This is a genomic window from Amycolatopsis plumensis (assembly GCF_042652605.1).
GTDB lineage: Bacteria > Actinomycetota > Actinomycetes > Mycobacteriales > Pseudonocardiaceae > Amycolatopsis > Amycolatopsis plumensis.
The window spans coordinates 2,372,503-2,389,122 of sequence record NZ_JBHSJY010000001.1 but is presented as its reverse complement, the minus strand read 5'-3'; the positions used below and the strand labels follow the sequence as shown (position 1 = coordinate 2,389,122).

20 protein-coding genes and 1 tRNA gene are annotated in these 16,620 nt (G+C 66.6%); 10 read left to right on the top strand and 11 right to left on the bottom strand.

Annotated elements, in window-relative coordinates:
• Nucleotides 1–1,668 (bottom strand): hypothetical protein, encoded by a 1,668-nt coding sequence (locus ACFPLC_RS11340; RefSeq protein ID WP_378200443.1) that lies wholly within the window; start codon nt 1,666–1,668, stop codon nt 1–3.
• Nucleotides 1,669–1,802: 134 nt separating this feature from the next.
• On the opposite strand from ACFPLC_RS11340, the gene ACFPLC_RS11335 reads away from it, so the two are divergent.
• Both ACFPLC_RS11335 and ACFPLC_RS11330 read left to right on the top strand, forming a co-directional pair.
• Nucleotides 1,803–1,876 (top strand) — tRNA-Thr (locus tag ACFPLC_RS11335).
• A gap of 82 nt (nt 1,877–1,958) precedes the next feature.
• Nucleotides 1,959–3,533 carry a tyrosine-type recombinase/integrase gene (locus ACFPLC_RS11330; protein WP_378235802.1) on the top strand — a complete coding sequence of 525 codons (1,575 nt, stop codon included), beginning with the start codon at nt 1,959–1,961 and terminating at the stop codon, nt 3,531–3,533.
• 36 nt (nt 3,534–3,569) lie between these two features.
• Here ACFPLC_RS11330 and ACFPLC_RS11325 read toward each other — a convergent pair whose 3' ends face one another.
• The 3 genes from ACFPLC_RS11325 to ACFPLC_RS11315 all read right to left on the bottom strand — a co-directional run bounded on the left by ACFPLC_RS11325 (nt 3,570) and on the right by ACFPLC_RS11315 (nt 5,791).
• Complete coding sequence (locus ACFPLC_RS11325) at nt 3,570–3,908, bottom strand: hypothetical protein (protein WP_378200437.1); 339 nt, start codon at nt 3,906–3,908, stop codon at nt 3,570–3,572.
• Nucleotides 3,909–3,948: 40 nt separating this feature from the next.
• Entirely contained in the window at nt 3,949–4,509 is a 561-nt protein-coding gene (locus tag ACFPLC_RS11320) for a hypothetical protein (RefSeq protein WP_378235801.1), read from the bottom strand.
• Between the two features lie 586 nt (nt 4,510–5,095).
• On the bottom strand, nt 5,096–5,791 hold the full coding sequence (locus tag ACFPLC_RS11315) for an NUDIX hydrolase (protein WP_378200432.1): 696 nt from the start codon (nt 5,789–5,791) through the stop codon (nt 5,096–5,098).
• 596 nt (nt 5,792–6,387) lie between these two features.
• Between ACFPLC_RS11315 and ACFPLC_RS11310 the strand changes: the two genes are divergently transcribed.
• The 4 genes from ACFPLC_RS11310 to ACFPLC_RS11295 all read left to right on the top strand — a co-directional run bounded on the left by ACFPLC_RS11310 (nt 6,388) and on the right by ACFPLC_RS11295 (nt 7,674).
• Nucleotides 6,388–6,666 (top strand): hypothetical protein, encoded by a 279-nt coding sequence (locus tag ACFPLC_RS11310; RefSeq protein ID WP_378200429.1) that lies wholly within the window; start codon nt 6,388–6,390, stop codon nt 6,664–6,666.
• Between the two features lie 4 nt (nt 6,667–6,670).
• Nucleotides 6,671–6,847, top strand: a complete 177-nt coding sequence (locus ACFPLC_RS11305) for a hypothetical protein (protein WP_378235800.1) — start codon at nt 6,671–6,673, stop codon at nt 6,845–6,847.
• Between the two features lie 60 nt (nt 6,848–6,907).
• Complete coding sequence (locus ACFPLC_RS11300; protein ID WP_378200423.1) at nt 6,908–7,237, top strand: hypothetical protein; 330 nt, start codon at nt 6,908–6,910, stop codon at nt 7,235–7,237.
• A gap of 89 nt (nt 7,238–7,326) precedes the next feature.
• Nucleotides 7,327–7,674, top strand: coding sequence for a transcriptional regulator (locus ACFPLC_RS11295; RefSeq protein WP_378200421.1), 348 nt, complete (start codon nt 7,327–7,329; stop codon nt 7,672–7,674).
• Nucleotides 7,675–7,851: 177 nt separating this feature from the next.
• Here the strand turns inward: ACFPLC_RS11295 and ACFPLC_RS11290 are convergent, their stop codons facing one another.
• Genes ACFPLC_RS11290 through ACFPLC_RS11270 form a run of 5 tightly spaced genes read right to left on the bottom strand, consistent with a single transcriptional unit; the run spans nt 7,852 to nt 11,834 of the window.
• A complete protein-coding gene (locus tag ACFPLC_RS11290; RefSeq protein ID WP_378200418.1) occupies nt 7,852–10,053 on the bottom strand; it encodes a cell division protein FtsK in 2,202 nt (733 codons plus the stop codon).
• Nucleotides 10,050–10,901 carry a hypothetical protein gene (locus ACFPLC_RS11285; RefSeq protein ID WP_378200415.1) on the bottom strand — a complete coding sequence of 284 codons (852 nt, stop codon included), beginning with the start codon at nt 10,899–10,901 and terminating at the stop codon, nt 10,050–10,052. Before ACFPLC_RS11285 ends, ACFPLC_RS11290 begins: the two co-directional genes overlap by 4 nt.
• Nucleotides 10,898–11,230: a hypothetical protein gene (locus ACFPLC_RS11280; RefSeq protein WP_378200412.1), complete on the bottom strand. Its 333-nt coding sequence runs from the start codon at nt 11,228–11,230 to the stop codon at nt 10,898–10,900. Before ACFPLC_RS11280 ends, ACFPLC_RS11285 begins: the two co-directional genes overlap by 4 nt.
• A complete protein-coding gene (locus ACFPLC_RS11275) occupies nt 11,227–11,562 on the bottom strand; it encodes a WhiB family transcriptional regulator (protein WP_378200409.1) in 336 nt (111 codons plus the stop codon). The genes ACFPLC_RS11280 and ACFPLC_RS11275 overlap by 4 nt, the downstream gene beginning before the upstream one ends.
• Complete coding sequence (locus ACFPLC_RS11270) at nt 11,559–11,834, bottom strand: helix-turn-helix domain-containing protein (RefSeq protein ID WP_378200406.1); 276 nt, start codon at nt 11,832–11,834, stop codon at nt 11,559–11,561. Before ACFPLC_RS11270 ends, ACFPLC_RS11275 begins: the two co-directional genes overlap by 4 nt.
• A gap of 209 nt (nt 11,835–12,043) precedes the next feature.
• On the opposite strand from ACFPLC_RS11270, the gene ACFPLC_RS11265 reads away from it, so the two are divergent.
• The 4 genes from ACFPLC_RS11265 (at nt 12,044) to ACFPLC_RS11250 (ending at nt 14,199) form a co-directional block, all read left to right on the top strand.
• Nucleotides 12,044–12,427: a helix-turn-helix domain-containing protein gene (locus ACFPLC_RS11265; RefSeq protein ID WP_378235799.1), complete on the top strand. Its 384-nt coding sequence runs from the start codon at nt 12,044–12,046 to the stop codon at nt 12,425–12,427.
• Between the two features lie 152 nt (nt 12,428–12,579).
• Nucleotides 12,580–13,245 (top strand): NUDIX hydrolase, encoded by a 666-nt coding sequence (locus ACFPLC_RS11260; protein ID WP_378200400.1) that lies wholly within the window; start codon nt 12,580–12,582, stop codon nt 13,243–13,245.
• The gene (locus tag ACFPLC_RS11255; RefSeq protein WP_378200397.1) at nt 13,242–13,658 is read left to right on the top strand and encodes an NUDIX hydrolase; all 417 of its coding nucleotides are present in this window, start codon (nt 13,242–13,244) and stop codon (nt 13,656–13,658) included. The genes ACFPLC_RS11260 and ACFPLC_RS11255 overlap by 4 nt, the downstream gene beginning before the upstream one ends.
• Before the next feature lie 58 nt (nt 13,659–13,716).
• Nucleotides 13,717–14,199 carry a hypothetical protein gene (locus ACFPLC_RS11250; RefSeq protein WP_378200393.1) on the top strand — a complete coding sequence of 161 codons (483 nt, stop codon included), beginning with the start codon at nt 13,717–13,719 and terminating at the stop codon, nt 14,197–14,199.
• 434 nt (nt 14,200–14,633) lie between these two features.
• Here the strand turns inward: ACFPLC_RS11250 and ACFPLC_RS11245 are convergent, their stop codons facing one another.
• Together ACFPLC_RS11245 and ACFPLC_RS11240 are read right to left on the bottom strand one after the other, a co-directional pair.
• On the bottom strand, nt 14,634–15,143 hold the full coding sequence (locus ACFPLC_RS11245) for a nucleoside-diphosphate kinase (RefSeq protein WP_378200391.1): 510 nt from the start codon (nt 15,141–15,143) through the stop codon (nt 14,634–14,636).
• A gap of 482 nt (nt 15,144–15,625) precedes the next feature.
• Nucleotides 15,626–16,603, bottom strand: coding sequence for a zinc-binding dehydrogenase (locus ACFPLC_RS11240; RefSeq protein WP_378200388.1), 978 nt, complete (start codon nt 16,601–16,603; stop codon nt 15,626–15,628).
• Nucleotides 16,604–16,620: the final 17 nt, after the last annotated feature.

Below are 16,620 nucleotides of genomic sequence, written 5' to 3'. Positions count from 1 at the left end.
TCACTCGCGCGGACGCGGCGAGGGCTTGAAGGGCTTCTCCTCGACGGCCACGGCCAGCGGACGCCGCCGTCCGCCCGGCATCGCGGCCACCATGACCACGCCGAGCAGCAGCATCGCGGTGCCCGTCCAGAACAGCGGCACCGTGTCGTACGCGCCACCGGTGTAAGCCAGGTTCTTCACCGGCCCCTTCGGCGCCTCGCCGCCCGCGGGCGGCGGGGTCGTCGCGGTCCCGCAGATCACGCCGCCGGTCGGCGCGTACGCGCGGGCGACCTGCTCGCCGAGCGAAAGCTGGGCCAGCGACGACGGCAGGTTCTTCGCCTGGTCGTCCGGCAGCAGGCTCTTGAGCTTGGTCGTCGGCAGCAGCTGCAGGTCGAACATCCGCGCCGACGCGCCCAGCTGGAAGCCCTCGAACGGCGTGGTCATGTTCGCCGACTTCTGGTCCAGCCCGGCAATGCTCAGCCGCAGCACCCCGAGGTCGAGGACCTTGCCCGTCGTGTCGCCGACCTGCTGCAGCGGCCCCGCGGCCGTGGCCAGCAGGCCGCCGACCACCGGCAGGTCCTTGAGGTTGCCGAACTGGTCGCTCAGCGGCTTCAGCGGCAGCCCGATGGGGACGTCCTTGGTCGGGTGCGCCGCGTCGAGCGTGTACAGCACCTTGCCGCCCGCCTCGATGCTCAGCACCGGAGCGGTGTACTCGACCTTGGACGTCTTCGCGTCGCCGGTCGAGGTCACCTTGAGCGTCGGCTGGCTGACGACCTTGATGCTCAACGCCAGCGGCGTGCCCTTGAGGATCTCGATGTCCGCGGCCTGCAGCGTCGACGTCGACTGCACGGCCTTGTTCTTCGACCCCGGAATGTCGACCAGCTTCACCTGCGAGCGCGACGACAGCGTGTTCGGCAGGCTCAGCAGCGAGCCGGTGCCGTCCGCGGCGGTCTGGCCGCCGCCCTGCAGCAGGCCGCCGAGGCTCTGCAGGCCCTTGGTCAGGTCGAACCCGCTGGCCAGCGTGTTCGGGTCGAGCTTCGGCTTCAGCGCGTCCAGCCCGAGGTTCGGCATCGACGGCACGACGTTCAGCAGCGACAGGCTGGCCACCGACGTGCTCGCGTCGGCGATCGTGTCGACGCACGGACCGAGCGTGTCACTCCACCGCGCGTGCGCGCTCCCGTTCAGCAGGCCCACGTTGAGCAGCGGATTCGGCGGCGCGTTGAGCCCCCCGCTGATCGGCTGCGGGTTGTCCGGCAACGCCGTCTGCACGACACTGCCGGGCGTCTGCGGCGCGTTCCCGCCCACCGACAACCCGAACGGCGACGCCTGCGCGATCGCCTTCTCGTAGCTCAGGTAGGCATCCGAGTTCGCCGACGCGCTCGACAGGCCCATCCCGGCCTCGAGCGCGGACTGCTTCGGCAGCGTCTGCCCGAACCCGGGGAGGATCGTGTTCGTCGGCACGGCGTTGGGCAGCAGCCGGATGATCCCCAGAGCGGTCCCGGCATCCCCGACGGCCTTCCCCAGCGGCTGCGGCCCGATCGGCGCGGAGATGGGCGCCTGCCCCGGATGCGCCGGCTGCGGAATCGGCGTAGTCGGATAGGTCGAGTCGGCCGTCGCCGGTGCCGCGCTGAGCAGGAGCAACGCCGCAGCCGCGGGCAGGGCCGCCGAACGTGGCAGTCTTCGCCGCATGTGCCAGAGCCTCCAAGTGGATCGGCCGGCACCCGAGACCGGCGTCATAGGGCCTTAACGACGGTCCCCCGGGAAAGTGACGCGCCAAGCCTCCGCTACACTTGCTGTCGTCGCCGGCGAACAGCCGGAGACACGCCGCCTTAGCTCAGTCGGCCAGAGCGATTCACTCGTAATGAATAGGTCAGGGGTTCGATTCCCCTAGGCGGCTCGCAGGTCAGCGGAGGCCCCGGACAGGTTCGGGGCCTCCGCATGGACCCATTTGTGGACCGAAGACGCGTACGATATGGTCCATGGCCACCTCATCCAAGCCCAAGAGGCGCCCTCGCGGCATGATCGAGACCTTGCCCAGCGGGTCACTGCGGGTGAGGATCAAGGCAGGTATCGATCCGGTAACCAAGAAGGAACATCACCTGACCGAGGTAGTTTCCGCCCTGCCGGATGGGCGCTCGGACTGGGACCAGGCCGAGAAGGTCCGGACGAAGCTCCTCAACCAGCTCGACGAGCGTCGGGCTCCGAAGACGCGCGCGACGCTCAATCAACTCTTGGACAAGCACTTCGAGTTGCTCAAGGTCGAGCCGAAGACGATGGAGGGATACGAGTCGGTCACCCGGAACCACATTCGTCCGCTACTCGGCGACCAGCCACTGAGCAAGATCGACGGGAACATCCTCGACTCGTTTTACGCGGTACTGCGCACATGTCGGGCGCATTGTGGCGGGCGCAAGTTCGTCGAGCACCGCAAACAGGGTGAACATCAGTGCACGAAGAAATGTCGACCGCACGAGTGCAAGGGACTCGGCGTCGGCTCTCTCCGCAAGATTCAGGCCGTACTGTCCGGTGCGGGCAAGCGCGCGAAACGTTGGGGTTGGGTCGGCGTCAACCCGTTCGAGCTGACCGAGTCACTTCCGGGCGCTCAGTCGAATCCGCAACCGCCGAGTGTGGAGCAGGCCGCGCGGATCGCTACCGAGGCATGGCGAGATCTCGACTGGGGAATGCTCGTTTGGCTCGCGTTCATCACAGGCGCGCGTCGGGGCGAGCTGTGCGCGCTCGCGTGGGATCGGCTCGACTTCTCGTCACGTGTTCTGACCATTCGGAGCAGCATCGCCCAGTCGGGCGCGAAGACGTGGGAGAAGGAGACCAAGACGCACCAGCAGCGCCGCATCTCGCTCGATGAGCGCACGGTGGCCCTGCTGCGTTCGTATCGCGAGCACTGCGCGGAGCGCGCCGGGCTGAAGGCCATGCCGGCTGCGGCGCGGATCTTCTCGCTCAAGCCGGACGGCAGTACTTGGCTCAAGCCTGACTCGGTGAGCCAGCGGTACGCCCGGATGTGCGCGCGTCTCGGCTGGGATATGAACATTCACCAGCTCCGCCACTACTCGGCAACCGAGCTGATTGCCGCTGGAACCGACATTCGAACCGTCGCCGGTCGTCTCGGCCACGGTGGCGGCGGCACGACCACGCTGCGGGTCTACAGCGCGTGGGTGGCCGAGGCGGACGACCGCGCATCCGGCACCCTCGCCGGACGGCTGCCTGATCTGCCCGTCGCGCTCAGCGCGGAGGGCAAGCTCGCGCCGGTCACGCCGGTTGCTGCTCCCGAGGACGAGAGCCCTTACAAGGGAATCGCGAAGGATCTTCAGGGAGCGATCGTGTCCGGCGTGCTTGCGCCAGGTCAGCAGCTCCCTACGGTCGCCGACCTGGCGAAGCGGTACGCGGTGTCGTTCGGGACGGCTCAGCGCGCCATAGCGCAACTCAGGGTCGCTGGGCTGGTGAGCGTGAGCCGGGGCAAGCGGGCTGTGGTAGTTGATCCGGCAGCCGCTGCCGAACCGGCGAAGGTCGTCGGCCTGGACGATCGCCGCAGGAGGTAAGCGCGTGCGAGACGTCAAGGCGGCACCGAAAGTTGGTCAGGGTGCAAGGGTGGTGGGCGAAAGCTTGGTGAGTTCGCCGGTAGCAGGTTCCGACAGATACACCTCAGGCGCTTGCTCGAACGCCCAGGTCACGGCCTCACGGAACGTCTCGGTCTCGTGGTTGTCAGCGTGCGGCGCGTTCGCGTCCTTCGCGCGCACGGACAGCCACTTCCGCGCCGTGCCCGGAGTGAAGATCTTGACGCAGCCCTCGCCTGCCGCCGGGCGCGCGGCAGCATCCTCGGCCTGACGTTGCTCCCGCCATCCTGGCGGCAAAGGCCGCTGGGATGGCGGGAGGTAGTCACGACGCGGCCGGAACGGCTCCTGCTGATCGGACATAGCAGTCAGGGTACGCCCGGCCACGGAGGGCCGCCGAGGCTCAGGACTGGTGGAAACCGCCGCTGCCGGGGTCGGTCGGAAGATCGACGGGGTGGGCGGTGTGGAATCGGTAGAGCGGGTCGCCGTTGAGGCTGTAAAGGACCGGGCTCTTCGCGTAGACGTACCAATGCCCGGAAGGGCCGTCCGGCACGTTCCAGGACCACTGCGTCACCTGCGACTTGCAGGCGCCGCCGCCCCAGTAGCTGTTGTAGCCGTTGGGGTCCCAGAACCGCGAGGTGTAGGCGGGGACGTCTCCGACGTCGAGGAACGAGTACTTGCCGTCGACCGGGCTGCCGGTCTGGCCGCCGCACGCGTCGATCAGGTCCCCTTCGAACACCACGCCGGTCGTGGCCGTGCTCGCGTAGAACGACACCGGTTTCGAGGTCACATTGCTGCCCGACACGGTGTACTCCGACGCCATGGTGACGGTTCCGAGCTGCTGATCGCCGTATCCGAACGCGCCTGACACCTCGTAGTAGCCGGCGAAGTCGCTCGTCACCGCCCAGCAGCCCTGTGAGCAGTACTTGTCGCGCACCGGAGGCGGATCGAATCGCCCATCCAACGCACGCAGGGTGGCCCCGGCGTCCAGGCAGAACCAACTGCCCGTCCGCTGCGCGATGGGACTTCCGCACGCGGCCGCATGCGGCGCTGCAGGGCTGGAATACAGGTGAACGTCCGCGCGTGCGCCGCTGTTTCGGCCGACGGCAGCATCGGCCACGCCAGCGACAGTAGCGAGTCCCATGCCAGCCGCGAGGACGAGAACAGCAAGTCTTCGACAGGTGGAAAGCATGTAGTTCCCCTCTTTGAGATGGCCATAGCCCAGCCTTGACTCGGCGTGAAGGCGAATTTCGAAGTTTGGCCAATTCGCCACTTAACGAAATTCGCCAGTCAAGTTCGGCTACGTGAAGGCCTTATGGCGGGCCAGGCCCGACGCTAGCAGTCGGCAAACTTACAGGTCATCCGCCATATGAGTGACTCGGCAACTGCTATCAAGCACAGTTGGTAGAACGCTAACCGTTGGTCGCGGAATTCGTCATTTCGGGAATCGAAAATTGCGGTTGTCGTGCCCTCGGATCATATCGTCGGCGGATTGATGAGCGTGGTTGGACGCGACCTCGGCAAGCGGGTGTTGATCGGTGACTCGGTCGCTAAGGTGTGTCGACCGCGTCGAGTGCGCGCAGAACTGGTCCGTAGATCTGTGCGGCAGGAACGAACCGGGTCAGGTCGGCCCGGTCGACCCAGATTGCCGCGACGTTCTCGACGACGTCGACGTTGCGGGCCTCGCCGGCCACGTAGTCGCACAGAACGTACTCGCACAGGACGCCGGTCGTCGGGTGCAGCCGAGTGCCGAGCTTGCGCGTCACAACGCAGTGGACGTCGGTTTCGGCGAGCGTCTCGCGCACCGCGATGACAGCCGGACTTGCGCCGGGCTTGACCACTCCGGCCGGAAACTGCCAGGAGATGCCGTTCGCGTCGTCCGCGCGACGGCAGACGATCAGGACATCGGGGCCTCGAAGAACCACGGCCACGGCGACGCGCAGCGGCTGAAACGTCATTCCGGTCGGTCGATCGAGTGGAGCGAGAAGCTCGTCGATGCTGAATCCGAAGATCCGTTCGAGGAGCCGCGCGGTCGCAGGTCGGACCGGGCCGAGCGGCTTTCCGTCTGGGTGGGAGCCGGCCACGAGACGCTGAAGGTGACGGACACTCAGCGTACCCGGCTCGTCGTGCTCCCTCGCGAACTCCTCGGCGAACTCGGCGAACTCCTCGAAGGTCTGACGACGCTCCCAGATCAGCTGTTCGAGCAGCGTGCGGGGTGCCGACTCGTCCCTGTCCGCTTCTCGCATCGTCCTACTCCCTGTCCGCCTTGAGTCGTGCGTATGGCGCTTTCAAGTCGTGCCCGAGTCCTGGTTCTCCAGCCGTGCCGACCTGAGACTTATTTCATTCTGTCATGAAGGTCAATTTCGACCTTGTTCAGGGAAGGTGCACGGGTGAGCTACGAACGGCCGGGGAAGGTCGCCGGGTTGTACCTCGGTTGGTATCGCGCCATGTCCGACGGCCGCGATCACGCGGTCACGGACGAGCAGTTCCTAGCCGGAATGCAGGCACGGCATGGCCTCTATGGAGCGGTGTGCGGTCACGTCGTAGATGTCGCGTCACTACTCGTGCCGCCCGGCACGCCCTGCGCCGAATGCCACGCGTTCTTGCGCGCGCTGTCAAAGTCGCAGGTGCAGGAGCCCGTCCGGCGGACCAACCACCGCAGGTCAACGTTTTGGCGCCGTCTCGTTGAAAAGCCCCAGTTGCTGGCTGCTCCCGCGCCGATCCCGCACCAGCGGTCACGATCGATACGGACGGAGAACGGCCGGACTCCAGTTCCGGCGGGAGCGGGTAGCGCCCCGATGGCGCCCGTTCCCGCCGGGCGCCATGGGGTGAGGGGTGAGCGGTGACGGTCCGGTTGCTGTTCGGGCGTCCGCTGCCGGGCACGGTCGGCGAGTCGCGCCGGGTGGTGCACGTGTTCGAAGTCCCGGCCGGGAACACGGTGCCGGAGAGGCTGACGGCATTCTGCGCCGCGTCGTTCGGCCCGGGGGAGCTTGAACTGCTCGACCGTCCGCAGGGGATGCCCTGCGAGTCGTGTTTGCGCCGGACGCCGACCCCGGCGCCGGAGCTGCCCGGTGGCTCGCCAGAGCCGGAGGACAGGACGGCGGCGACCACCGATGAGTGACAACGTGGCGGAGGAGACCACTCCCGACGCGACGCTTGACCGGGACTTTGAGCAGCTGTCGCAGCAACGTGAGATCGGCGAGCCGTTGACCGACGAAGACTGGGCGGCAGCGCACCGCGTCGTGAATGCCTACTGGCCTCGCTTCGGCACCCCGCGTCCGCTCCCGGACCGGTGGCGCTAGCGCCGGATCAAAGCGCTCCGCACTTGAGACTTGGCAACCTGTTCGAGGTGGTGAAACGTGATGTCCGCAGATGACGGCGACGTCTACCGCGATGCAGCAGACGAGCTGGTGAAGGCCGCCGCGCGGCTGCTGGTCCGCTCCCGTCTGCTTACCTCCGCACCGCCGCCTGACCCGGCGACGATCGCCACCCGGACGGCCCAGCAGCTACGCGACCTGGCGGACACCGTGGATCTGTTGACTGTCACTCCTACCAGCGCGTCCGCGGTCGCGATTGAGGTGCACACCTATGCCGTGCACTGTGCATGGCTGGCGGCCGATCTGCACCGAGCCGCCGTCGTGCTTGATCCGACCGCGGTGATCGACGCCCTTACGAATCCGGAGGGCCGCTGACTGACCGGCGTGCGTAGTCAGGGGTCTCCGGCGGCTACCTCCTGAGACGCACGATCCGTTCGCAGAAAGAAAGAGGAGTTATCGTCGCGATGTGGGATGACCAGTGCTCCGGCACTGTCGCAAGGTACAGCCAGGGCCTTGATCCTCAGCTGTACGCGCCCGCCCGGCTGTTCATCGTGGCCGTGCTCGTCGACATGCGTTGGTGCGGGTTCGGGTCCGTCCGTGACGCGCTTGGACTGACCGACGTCGAACTGTCGCAACAACTCACGAAGCTCCACATGGCGGGCTACGTCCAGACGCAGTGTGCTCACGGACGGTGCACGGAGATCCGGCTCACCCTCGACGGTTGCGATCGGCTGGTCAGGCATCTCGAAGCCCTGCAAGCGGTGGTGTTCAAGGTGGCGGAGCTGATCGCGGTGGGCAACGAAGATGTGTGATGCCCTGCCGGACGCGTCTCGGATCTTGCCTCAGCCGGCCGATTTGGGACGGGTGAGACGGGGTTTGTCGAACCCGTCTCACCCGTCGCAGGCGACGTATCCCCTGGTAAACGAGGGTTTGTACCCGTCACGCCGCCCGTGACGGCGTGACGGGTACGTGAGACGGGTTGTGACGAGTTACGGGTCGTCTTCGTCGAGCCGATCTGCCTCAATTGGGCTCTTGGCGACCGCTTCGACGGCAGTCCGGATGTCGGCCGTGAAGTAGCCGCGGATCTGCCGTGTCCTCCCGTTCTCGCCCGGCACGCGGTAGCGCTCCGAGCGACACCCGTAGTCGCCCATCTGCCGCCCGAACGCGGTTGGCTCGACGTTGAGCGCGTCGACCAGTTCGGCCGTGGGGACGAACTCCCGGCCGCCCTTGTCGAGGTCGTCGCCGAGGTAGTCGACGACGGACGCGAGCGGTTCGGGCAACTCAACCGGCTCGGCCGGTTCCGGCGTCGTCGGCGTACTGCCGCTGCCCGCGCCGATGGTGCGCGCGACGGCCGCGTGATCGACCGCAGGCATAGTGTCCTGCCCGGCTGCGTGCCCGGTGAGCGTCCCGGCTGCCTCCCGGATTGCCCGGCCTTGCTGACAGATGGTCTGCCAGTCTTCGTTCGGCATGTAGTAGGTCCGGACCGTCATGGCAAGCACGTCGGCCCCGGCCGCCGTGTCGCCGTCCGGGCGCAGGATGCCCACGCCCTTGTGTGAAGGCAGCAGCCGTGAGGAGTCGAACCCTCGTGTGTTCATCTGCTCGCCCAACACGATGTTGGAGTCGCGCCAGTCCATCACCCGGAGGGCGAACCGCGACCCGAGCACAGCCCGCAGTCCGGACGGGATGGTCTTGGAGTCCGGCCGCTGCGTGGCGAGGACCAGCACGATCCCGGCCGCCGGTCCCTTCTTCGCAAGCCAGGTCAGCAGCTCGCCGACGTACTCGCCCGCCGTCACCTTCTTTCCTTGCACCACAACAGGCGTCCGGTCCTCCAAAGGCACCTGCACCTCATCGATGAAGATCGCCGTAATCGGCATGTTCAGCGTGGTGTCCCGCGACATCTCCGGCGTGACCTTCGACTCCGGGCACGTCAGGTCGTCCAGCTCCCGCATCCGCCGGAACCGGCCCTGCACCTCGGCCACCAGCTCGACGAGCCAGTCGACCAGGGCCAGGACGTGTTCGGACTCGTCGCCGGACATGAACCGGTGCGCCACCTGGCCGGCCGCGTCCCAATCCTTACCCGCCTTGAAGTCCGCGACGTACAGCCGCACCCACGCGTCCAGGATGAGCCCGGCCGCCGCGAGCCGTGCCGCGAACGTCTTGCCCTGCCGCGGAATCGCACCGACGAGAAGCGACGTCCATACCAGCGGCAGGTCAATCCGCCGGTCCCGCGCGTCCCGTCCGAACGGGACCGGACGCCAAGCATCCCACCGCGTCACGCCGAGCAGTGGTGTCGGTAACGGCGGCGCGCTGTACGGGTCCTCGTCGGCCACCCACATCGACACTCGCCCGGCATGGCCGCCGCTGCCACGCACGCGCTCCACGATGAGCTGCACCTCATCGACCGCCAGCGCTGAGGCGAGCGCGTCCCGGTTCTTGACGACGTCGGCAGCCTTGCGAGTAGCTGGGAGATCGACGGTGATCGCCCACCCTTCGCCAACCCTGGTCGCTCGCTCGACCAGCCGCAGGGATTCGTCCTTGCCGATCAGCTTCGCGTCCCGGAACGCGTCCACGAGGATCTGCGGGTCCATCGTCCACCGCAGGGTGCGCGGCCCGGCGAGCGCCGGCGAACGCCCCGGGCTGCCGTCCTTGCGGCGGCCCAGGATCGCCAGTGCCACCGAGGCGGCGGCCCCGGCGAACCAAAGTGGATCGCCACCGTACACGAGATCCACCACTGCGACTGCCACGGCGAGGGCGGCGAGTACCGCGCCCGTGACCTTCCAGCGGAAGAGGGTGAGTTCACGGATCTCGGTGAACTTGTCGGCGAGCTTGTCAGACTCCTCGGCGGCCGTCCGGTAGTCGAGGACTCTGACCCACCGACGCCACCACCGCGCACCGACCACGAATCCGCGAACCACGGCGCCGAGGAATCGGAACGGCGACTTCAGCAACCATGCCACGGCGTCCTTGGCGGCCTGGACCGCCTGCGGCTTGCTCTTGAGCCATGACGGCACCCGGGGCGAGTGCTGCCACCATCGCGCGAACCGGCGGCGCGTGGCCTGGCGACGCGGCTGCGGCAACGTGTCGTCGATCAGCTCGCCGTCCAGGACTGGTCCAACATGCTCGACGTCTCCTGAACCAACGCGCGCCGGCAGCGTGCCCGCGTTCACAGGGTTGTTGTCGGCGGCGTTCATGACTGGTCCTCCTCTCCGTGCGGAGCCGTGTCCGGCGTGTTGCCGAATTCGTCCGCGAGCGCGGCGGCCAAGCGGGGCGACAGCCCCCGCGAGCAGCCGGTGACCTGGCGAATCCATGCGGGCGTGACCACGACGTCAGGCGTCCACGCTCGCTTCGCCTCGTCGAGGTAGTCGGCGAACAACTTGCGCCGCACTGACGTAGCACGGCGGGCTGCTCGCGGCTTGCTCGGTTTCGACTCGTGAACGTCTTCGTGCGGCTCGGCCCGCTCGGTGGCGTTCGTGAACGCCACGCGCACGGCCTCGGTGAGCTTGTCCCGGAGATCCGTGATCGCCTCGGCGGCGGCGAACACGATCAGGGGCGGCACCGAGTGCAGAACCACCCCGGCCAGCGAACCGGCCGCGAACGACGCCCACGTGTTCATGACGTAGGTGGCGCCGAGTGCGAGCCACTTCGCCGCGCGAACCCACCGGCCCGTGTGGACCTGGTACCGCGCGGTCACCTGCTCGGCCCGCAGGATCGCCAGCAGGACCAGCGACACTGTGGGGTCGAGCAACCACGCGGCGAGCCACGGCAGCGACCACGGGACCGAACCCGCAGCGGCGAACCACTGCACGTTGGCCATCGTGAATGCCAACCCGAGCACGATCCCAGCCCAGCACAGCCGGTCCACCTGGGATCGAACGCGCTCGACCCGCAGGGCGATCACGTCGGGGTGATCCTGCCACCGGCGAACCTCCGCCGCGTCGGCCGCGTCACGGGCGAGTCGCTGTGCCCTGGTCGGGGCGGGTGGCCGCCCGGAGGCGGCCACCCCTTCCAACCCGTCGACTCGGTTCAGCAGCTCGTTCATCGCCGGCCACCACCCTTGTTCCTGGTCGCATCGAGCGACGTGACCGTCAAGGCTCGGGTGAGTACGTGAGCCGCGATGAGGTCGGGCACGCCGAGCACCACGAGCAGCAGTGTTGGATTGCCCGGGTGCGTGATCACCAGCCACTGGACCCCGGCGAACGCGGCGCCCGTGAACAGGACGCGTCCTGCAAGCGACACCACCCGCGCCGACGCGCGGGCCGTCTCGGCGGCGCGGCGCGCCTTGCGCGCGCCGAACCGCCAGACCACGAACAAGGCGAACAGGACGCCGACCCCGGCGAGGATCTGAGCAGGCGTAAGGTTGATCGTCATCGCTGCTCGCCTCCCTCGCGGCGGATCTGCCAGATCCGGTGAACGGCCCGGCGGTCCGTGTCGGCGAGCGCGCCCCAGACTCCGACCGTGTCGGCACCGGCCGACCTCAGTTCGAGTTCAAGGCACTCGTCGATCACGGGACACCCGGCGCACATGGCGGCCGCCAACTCCCGGTCCGGCGTGTCCTCTCCGGTCAGTTCCGGCATCTCCGAGCGGTCGAACGCCCAGAAGCACAGACCGTCCCGGGTCACGACCTCGGCCAGGACCTCGGTCGGAACGGTGGCGTACCGGTCGAGCCGGTCGGCAATCTCCTCGTAGTCGTCTCGGTTCACCACGACGCACCCCCGGTCAGCCGACTGGCCTCTCGCTCCATCCGGCGCTTGGCGATCAGTTCGGCGAGATCGATGCAGCCTCCCGACGCGGTGACCTCTGCGATCAGATCGTTGAGGGCAGCGGCGGGCACGACGTAGCGAGTGCGGATGCGGACGGCGGGGAAAGCGTCGTCCCGGATGGCGCGGTACAGCGTCACCGGGTTGACGCGCAACATGCGCGCCACTTCCCCGACCGTGTAGAACGTCGGTCCGACGTTCTCATTGGTATCCATGAGTAGACCCTTTGCTCGAAAGACTTATTTAATCCTCGTATGCGGGATGATTTGATCCCGCGAAAGCGAAAAAGATCCGAATGTGTCCGCGCGGGCGCGGAGAGTGGGTCGCGGAATCGCGAGCCGCGCTAGTCTCGCCGTTAAGGCGGAGCGCGGAGGGATACGTGTCGGAAGACTGGGCGGCAGTCGCAAGAGCGATCAATCAGCGCATGGCCGAGCTCGGTCTCAGTCAGCGCGAGCTCATTGCGCGCTCGCAGGTCTCCAAGGCCACGGTTCGCGAAATCCAGCACAACACGGCGTACAGGCGCCGGAGCGATCGCACGCTTGAGGCGCTGTCGCTTGCGCTTGACCTGCACCCGGGGCACCTGTCGGCGGTGCTCGCGGGCCGCCGGCCTCCGGAGCCGGGCGAGCCGATAACGAGGGGAGACGACGACATCCCGGGGCGCCTTGCGGTTATCGAGCACCAGCTGCGCGAAATTACCGACCGGCTTCGCGAGATGAGCGCGGTAAACGAGCGTCTCGACGAGATCAGCGCGAGCGTGGAAACGATGCTCGATCGCGTCTCGAACGACCGGGAACCGCGTCGTCGCTAGGGGGTTCTGGTGGATTGCTTTCATGCATCACAGTTTTCGCCGAATCGCTGTCGCAATCGATGCATTGCCAGCGCATTTCCGATGCATGACGGTGCAGTTCCGACGCATAAGCGGTGCATCGGCAGTGCACTTGCGGGATTTCGGGGGCGTCCGTGGAATTCGTGAACGAATGGACCGGCCGTACGGCGTGCGCCTTGCAGGCGGCTCTTCGCATGACCAACGAGGGGTTTGCGAAGCACCTCAAGGTGGCCGTGCGGACAGTGGCCTCCTGGCACGCCAGTCCAGACGTCACGCCAAGATCGGCGATGCAGGAGCTGCTAGATGCGGCCTTTGAGGGCGCGTCGGACGCGGCGAAGGCGCGGTTTCGGCGGCTCGTCGAACCGGAGGACACCCCGGCCACGCCGGAGACGGGCGGCGGGCCGGTTCAAGCCCTCCGGGTCGCGATTGCAGTTGTGGTTGACGACGCGCGAGTCCTCATCGTGTGCCGACGCGACGAAGATGGCTCCGGCATCTTGTGGCAGTTCCCTGCCGGCATGGTGAAACCAGGCCAGGCACCGGAGAACGTTGCGATCAAGGAGACGCTTGCCGAGACGGGCGTCCACTGCGCAGTTGTGCGCAAGCTTGGCAGCCGCCTTCACCCGATTACGCACGTCCACGCGGAGTACGTGCTGTGCGAGTACCTGACCGGGGAGGCGCAGAACATGGACGTACTGGAGAATGTTAACGTGGTCTGGACTGAAAAGACCAAACTGACAAAATTCATCCCGGCGGATCGTATCTTTCCGCCCATATTGGAAGCCTTGGAGGTGTCGGAATGACCGAAGCTATGGAAGCCGACAAGAAAAAGTCGATCGCGTCTGCCATCACCGTGCACGATGGGCGGGTTCTTCTCGTGCGGCGTCGTGTGAAGGAAGGCAGCTTGTCATGGCAGTTCCCGGGCGGCGAGATCGAAGAGGGTGAGTCGGCAAACGAAGCCGCGGTCCGTGAGACGCGCGAGGAAACCGGTCTTGAGGTCAAGGACGTGTCGGTACTCGGTGAGCGTGTCCATCCCAATACTGGCCGAACAATGATCTACGTGGCCTGTCAGGTGGTAGGCGGTACGGCAGCCGTAGTCGACGATGACGAGCTTGCGGAGTTTGCCTGGTCGGACGGGAAGGCCCTGACGGACTATGTTCCGTACCCGTTCTACGGCCCTGTGCAAGAATATCTCAACGACAACTTGTCGAGCTAAAGTTGGGATGGTCGCTTCTCGCTCAAGTGCGCTGCTGCAATAAGGAGATAATACGTCAATGAGCGGTAAGGACTTGCAAGCGTCTGGGGACTCGTGGGAGCCCTACGATGTCTGGGATGGTGCTCCGAGCGACGATGCGACTCTTGAGTCGTTGGGCTGGGAGTCGTTGCTCGATCTGGGGTCGAGCGATGACATCGGCTTCGCGATCATGGTTTGGCAGCGGTCAGTTGGCGACGGCGGCACAGAGTACCTACTTAACGTTTGGGGATTCCAGAGTGGTTCGCCCTATCTGAAGGTCGATTCGTTCCCTGCCGTTATGGAATTGGTCGCTAAGTGGGCTCCGGTGCTGCAAGCCGCGAGCGTTGCCCATGTTGTGCAGGATCTTGCGGGTCTGTTCGTCGATCGAAACGGGCTTGTCGAAACTGTTGCAGCTCGGGCCGCGTGGGGCGTGCAAGAAAAGCTTGGCGATCTCAAGGAAGAACTAGATGGACATGACAGGGCGATTCGCGAGAGGCGACGGGCTCGTCGGGATTGTCAGTAATGACGGTTCGACCCTTCGATTCTGTGGTTAGTGAATACGCCGCGTTGTGTGTTGGGCAACCCGCTAGCGGGTTCTTGGCAAGCGGGTTGCCCGACGAATTCAGTAAAGGACGTCCCCGAGACGTTCGCGTACTACATCCGCGTGCAGTAGGGCGGGAATCGGAATTCCGCCGACTGATGTACGAGAACTGGCGACGTCAGTGAGTGAGTCCGACGGCAGGCCATCCAGGAGGGCAATTGCCCGCCTCGCCCATTCGCCAGCAGTATCGAATCGGCGTGTGCCGTCGACATCCTCATTGCGGTATCGGAACGCCAAGGCGTAGGCGGTTTCCGCCGCCGCCCGTTTGTCGGTCCTGGACTCAGCTTCGAATGCCGCGCGAAGTTCAGTGAGCGATGCGCGACCTTCCGTCTCGTGCGCCATGATGGCACCCATCGTCAGTAGGCGAGCTTCTCGGCCAGAGTCTCGTACTCGAACTGCTCGGAGGCGTCGAACCAAAGCTCGACCTCGTACTTGGCCTCTTCGGAGTTGCCCGACGCGTGCACGAGGTTCATCACGGCCTTGCCGCTTACCTCGGACGACGCCTTGGTCTGGTGGGCGTAGTCGCCTCGCACTGTGCCAGGCGCGGCATCGCTCGGGAAAGTGCCGCCGATGATCTTCCGGACCTTGGCGACCGCGTCGACGCCTTCAAGGGCGAGCGCGATGACCGGGCCGGACTGCATGAATTCAGCAGTGCAGTTGTAGATTTCGGATCCGGCGCGCTCTTCCAGGTCGAAGTAGTGCTTGCGCGTGAATTCGGCGTCCATGTGCTTCATCTTCACGCCGACGACCTTGAGTGCAGCGTCTTCGAAGCGCGTAAGGATGCGGCCCGCCAGTCCGCGAACGAGGGCGTCAGGCTTGAGCAGGACAAGGGTCCGCTCGACGCCGAGGTCCGACGAGTCAGCCATGGGTAGTCCTTCCGTCTGTGGGAACGTGCGGATCGTACCGACCAGGTGAGGTGCGCCCGCCAATGGATTCGGGAATCCGTATTGCGTAAGCCCCGACCATCCGGAAGCACGGAGTCAGAGGTCGGATCAGCTGCGAGAGGGAGGGTGGGCCGACCCAGCGCCGGCTCTATGCGTTGTCGCAACCTGTCACGGTCCGTAAGCATCGCGACACGCCCGGCGGCGCGACACGCCGGGGCGGTTCCAGAATATTTCGTGGACCCGATCCTGGACCGAACTGGGGTGCTCCGGGGTAACTGGGGGCTCATCCGGTCCGTGAGGTGAAGAGAGAAGTCCCTGGTAGAAGGCGGGTTATCCGCTATATGGAGTTCTCGTAATGAATAGGTCAGGGGTTCGATTCCCCTAGGCGGCTCCGCAGGTCAGGCCCCATCCGAGACACCTCGGGTGGGGCCTGACTCGTCTGGTGGGTGGCAAAGCGGGTGTCGTCAGGGAATGAGGACCAATTTGCCTTCGACCTCGCGGTTCTCCAGGCGGCGGTGGGCTTCTGCGGCCTGTTCCAGTGGCAGGGTGACGACCTCGGGCTCGATGGCGCCGGCGGTCAGTTGCTCGACCAGGGCCGCGATGTCCGCTCGGAAGCCGGCCGGATCCTTATCCACCGCGCGTGCCACGGTGTGCACGACCACGCGAGGACCCGGCGTGAGCTTGGCGCGCAGGAGGGCGCCGACGGTGCGCGCCATGGCGCCGGCCTTGGAGTAGCCGGCTCCCGTGGCGAAGCTGAAGCCGTACGACACCACCACGCCCGACGGTTTCGTGACGCGCCGGGAGCTTGCCAGCGAAGGGCCGCCCACCGGGTCGAACACGGCCGCCACCGGTGCGGGTACCGCGGCCTGGTCAGCGACCCAGGTGGCGCCGCCTGCCTCGACGCGGCCGCGTCTTCCTGGGCTTGACGTGCCGTAGACCTCGACCCCTGCCGCTCTGGCGATCTGGGACAACGCCGACCCCACTCCTCCGGCTGCTCCCAGCACCAGCACGGCCTCGCCGGGCGACGGCCTGGCCACTCGGTGGAACATCTGCCAGGCCGTGAGGTAGTTGAGCATCAGCGCGTCGAGTTGTTCGGCGGGAAGTCCCTCGGGCAGCGGGGCGGTCCGCGGCGCCGGCGCCAGCACGTGCGTCGCGTACCCGCCGGCGCCGATCAGAGCGCCGACGCGCTGGCCGACGGTGAATTCCGCGACGCCGGCGCCGACCCGTGCGACGTGGCCGACGACATCGAACCCCTGGACCTGCGGGAGGGCGCCCGGGGTGAGACCCCGGCGGGTCGAGATGTCGTGGAACGCCACTCCCGCGGCCTCGGTGGTGATCAGGATCTGGCCGGGGCCTGGTTCCGGCACCGGCACGGCCTCCACCCGGAGCACCTCGGGACCTCCCGTGGAGGTCAGCCGCACCCGTCTTGCCGTAGTCGTCATGCTCGAAATATACATGA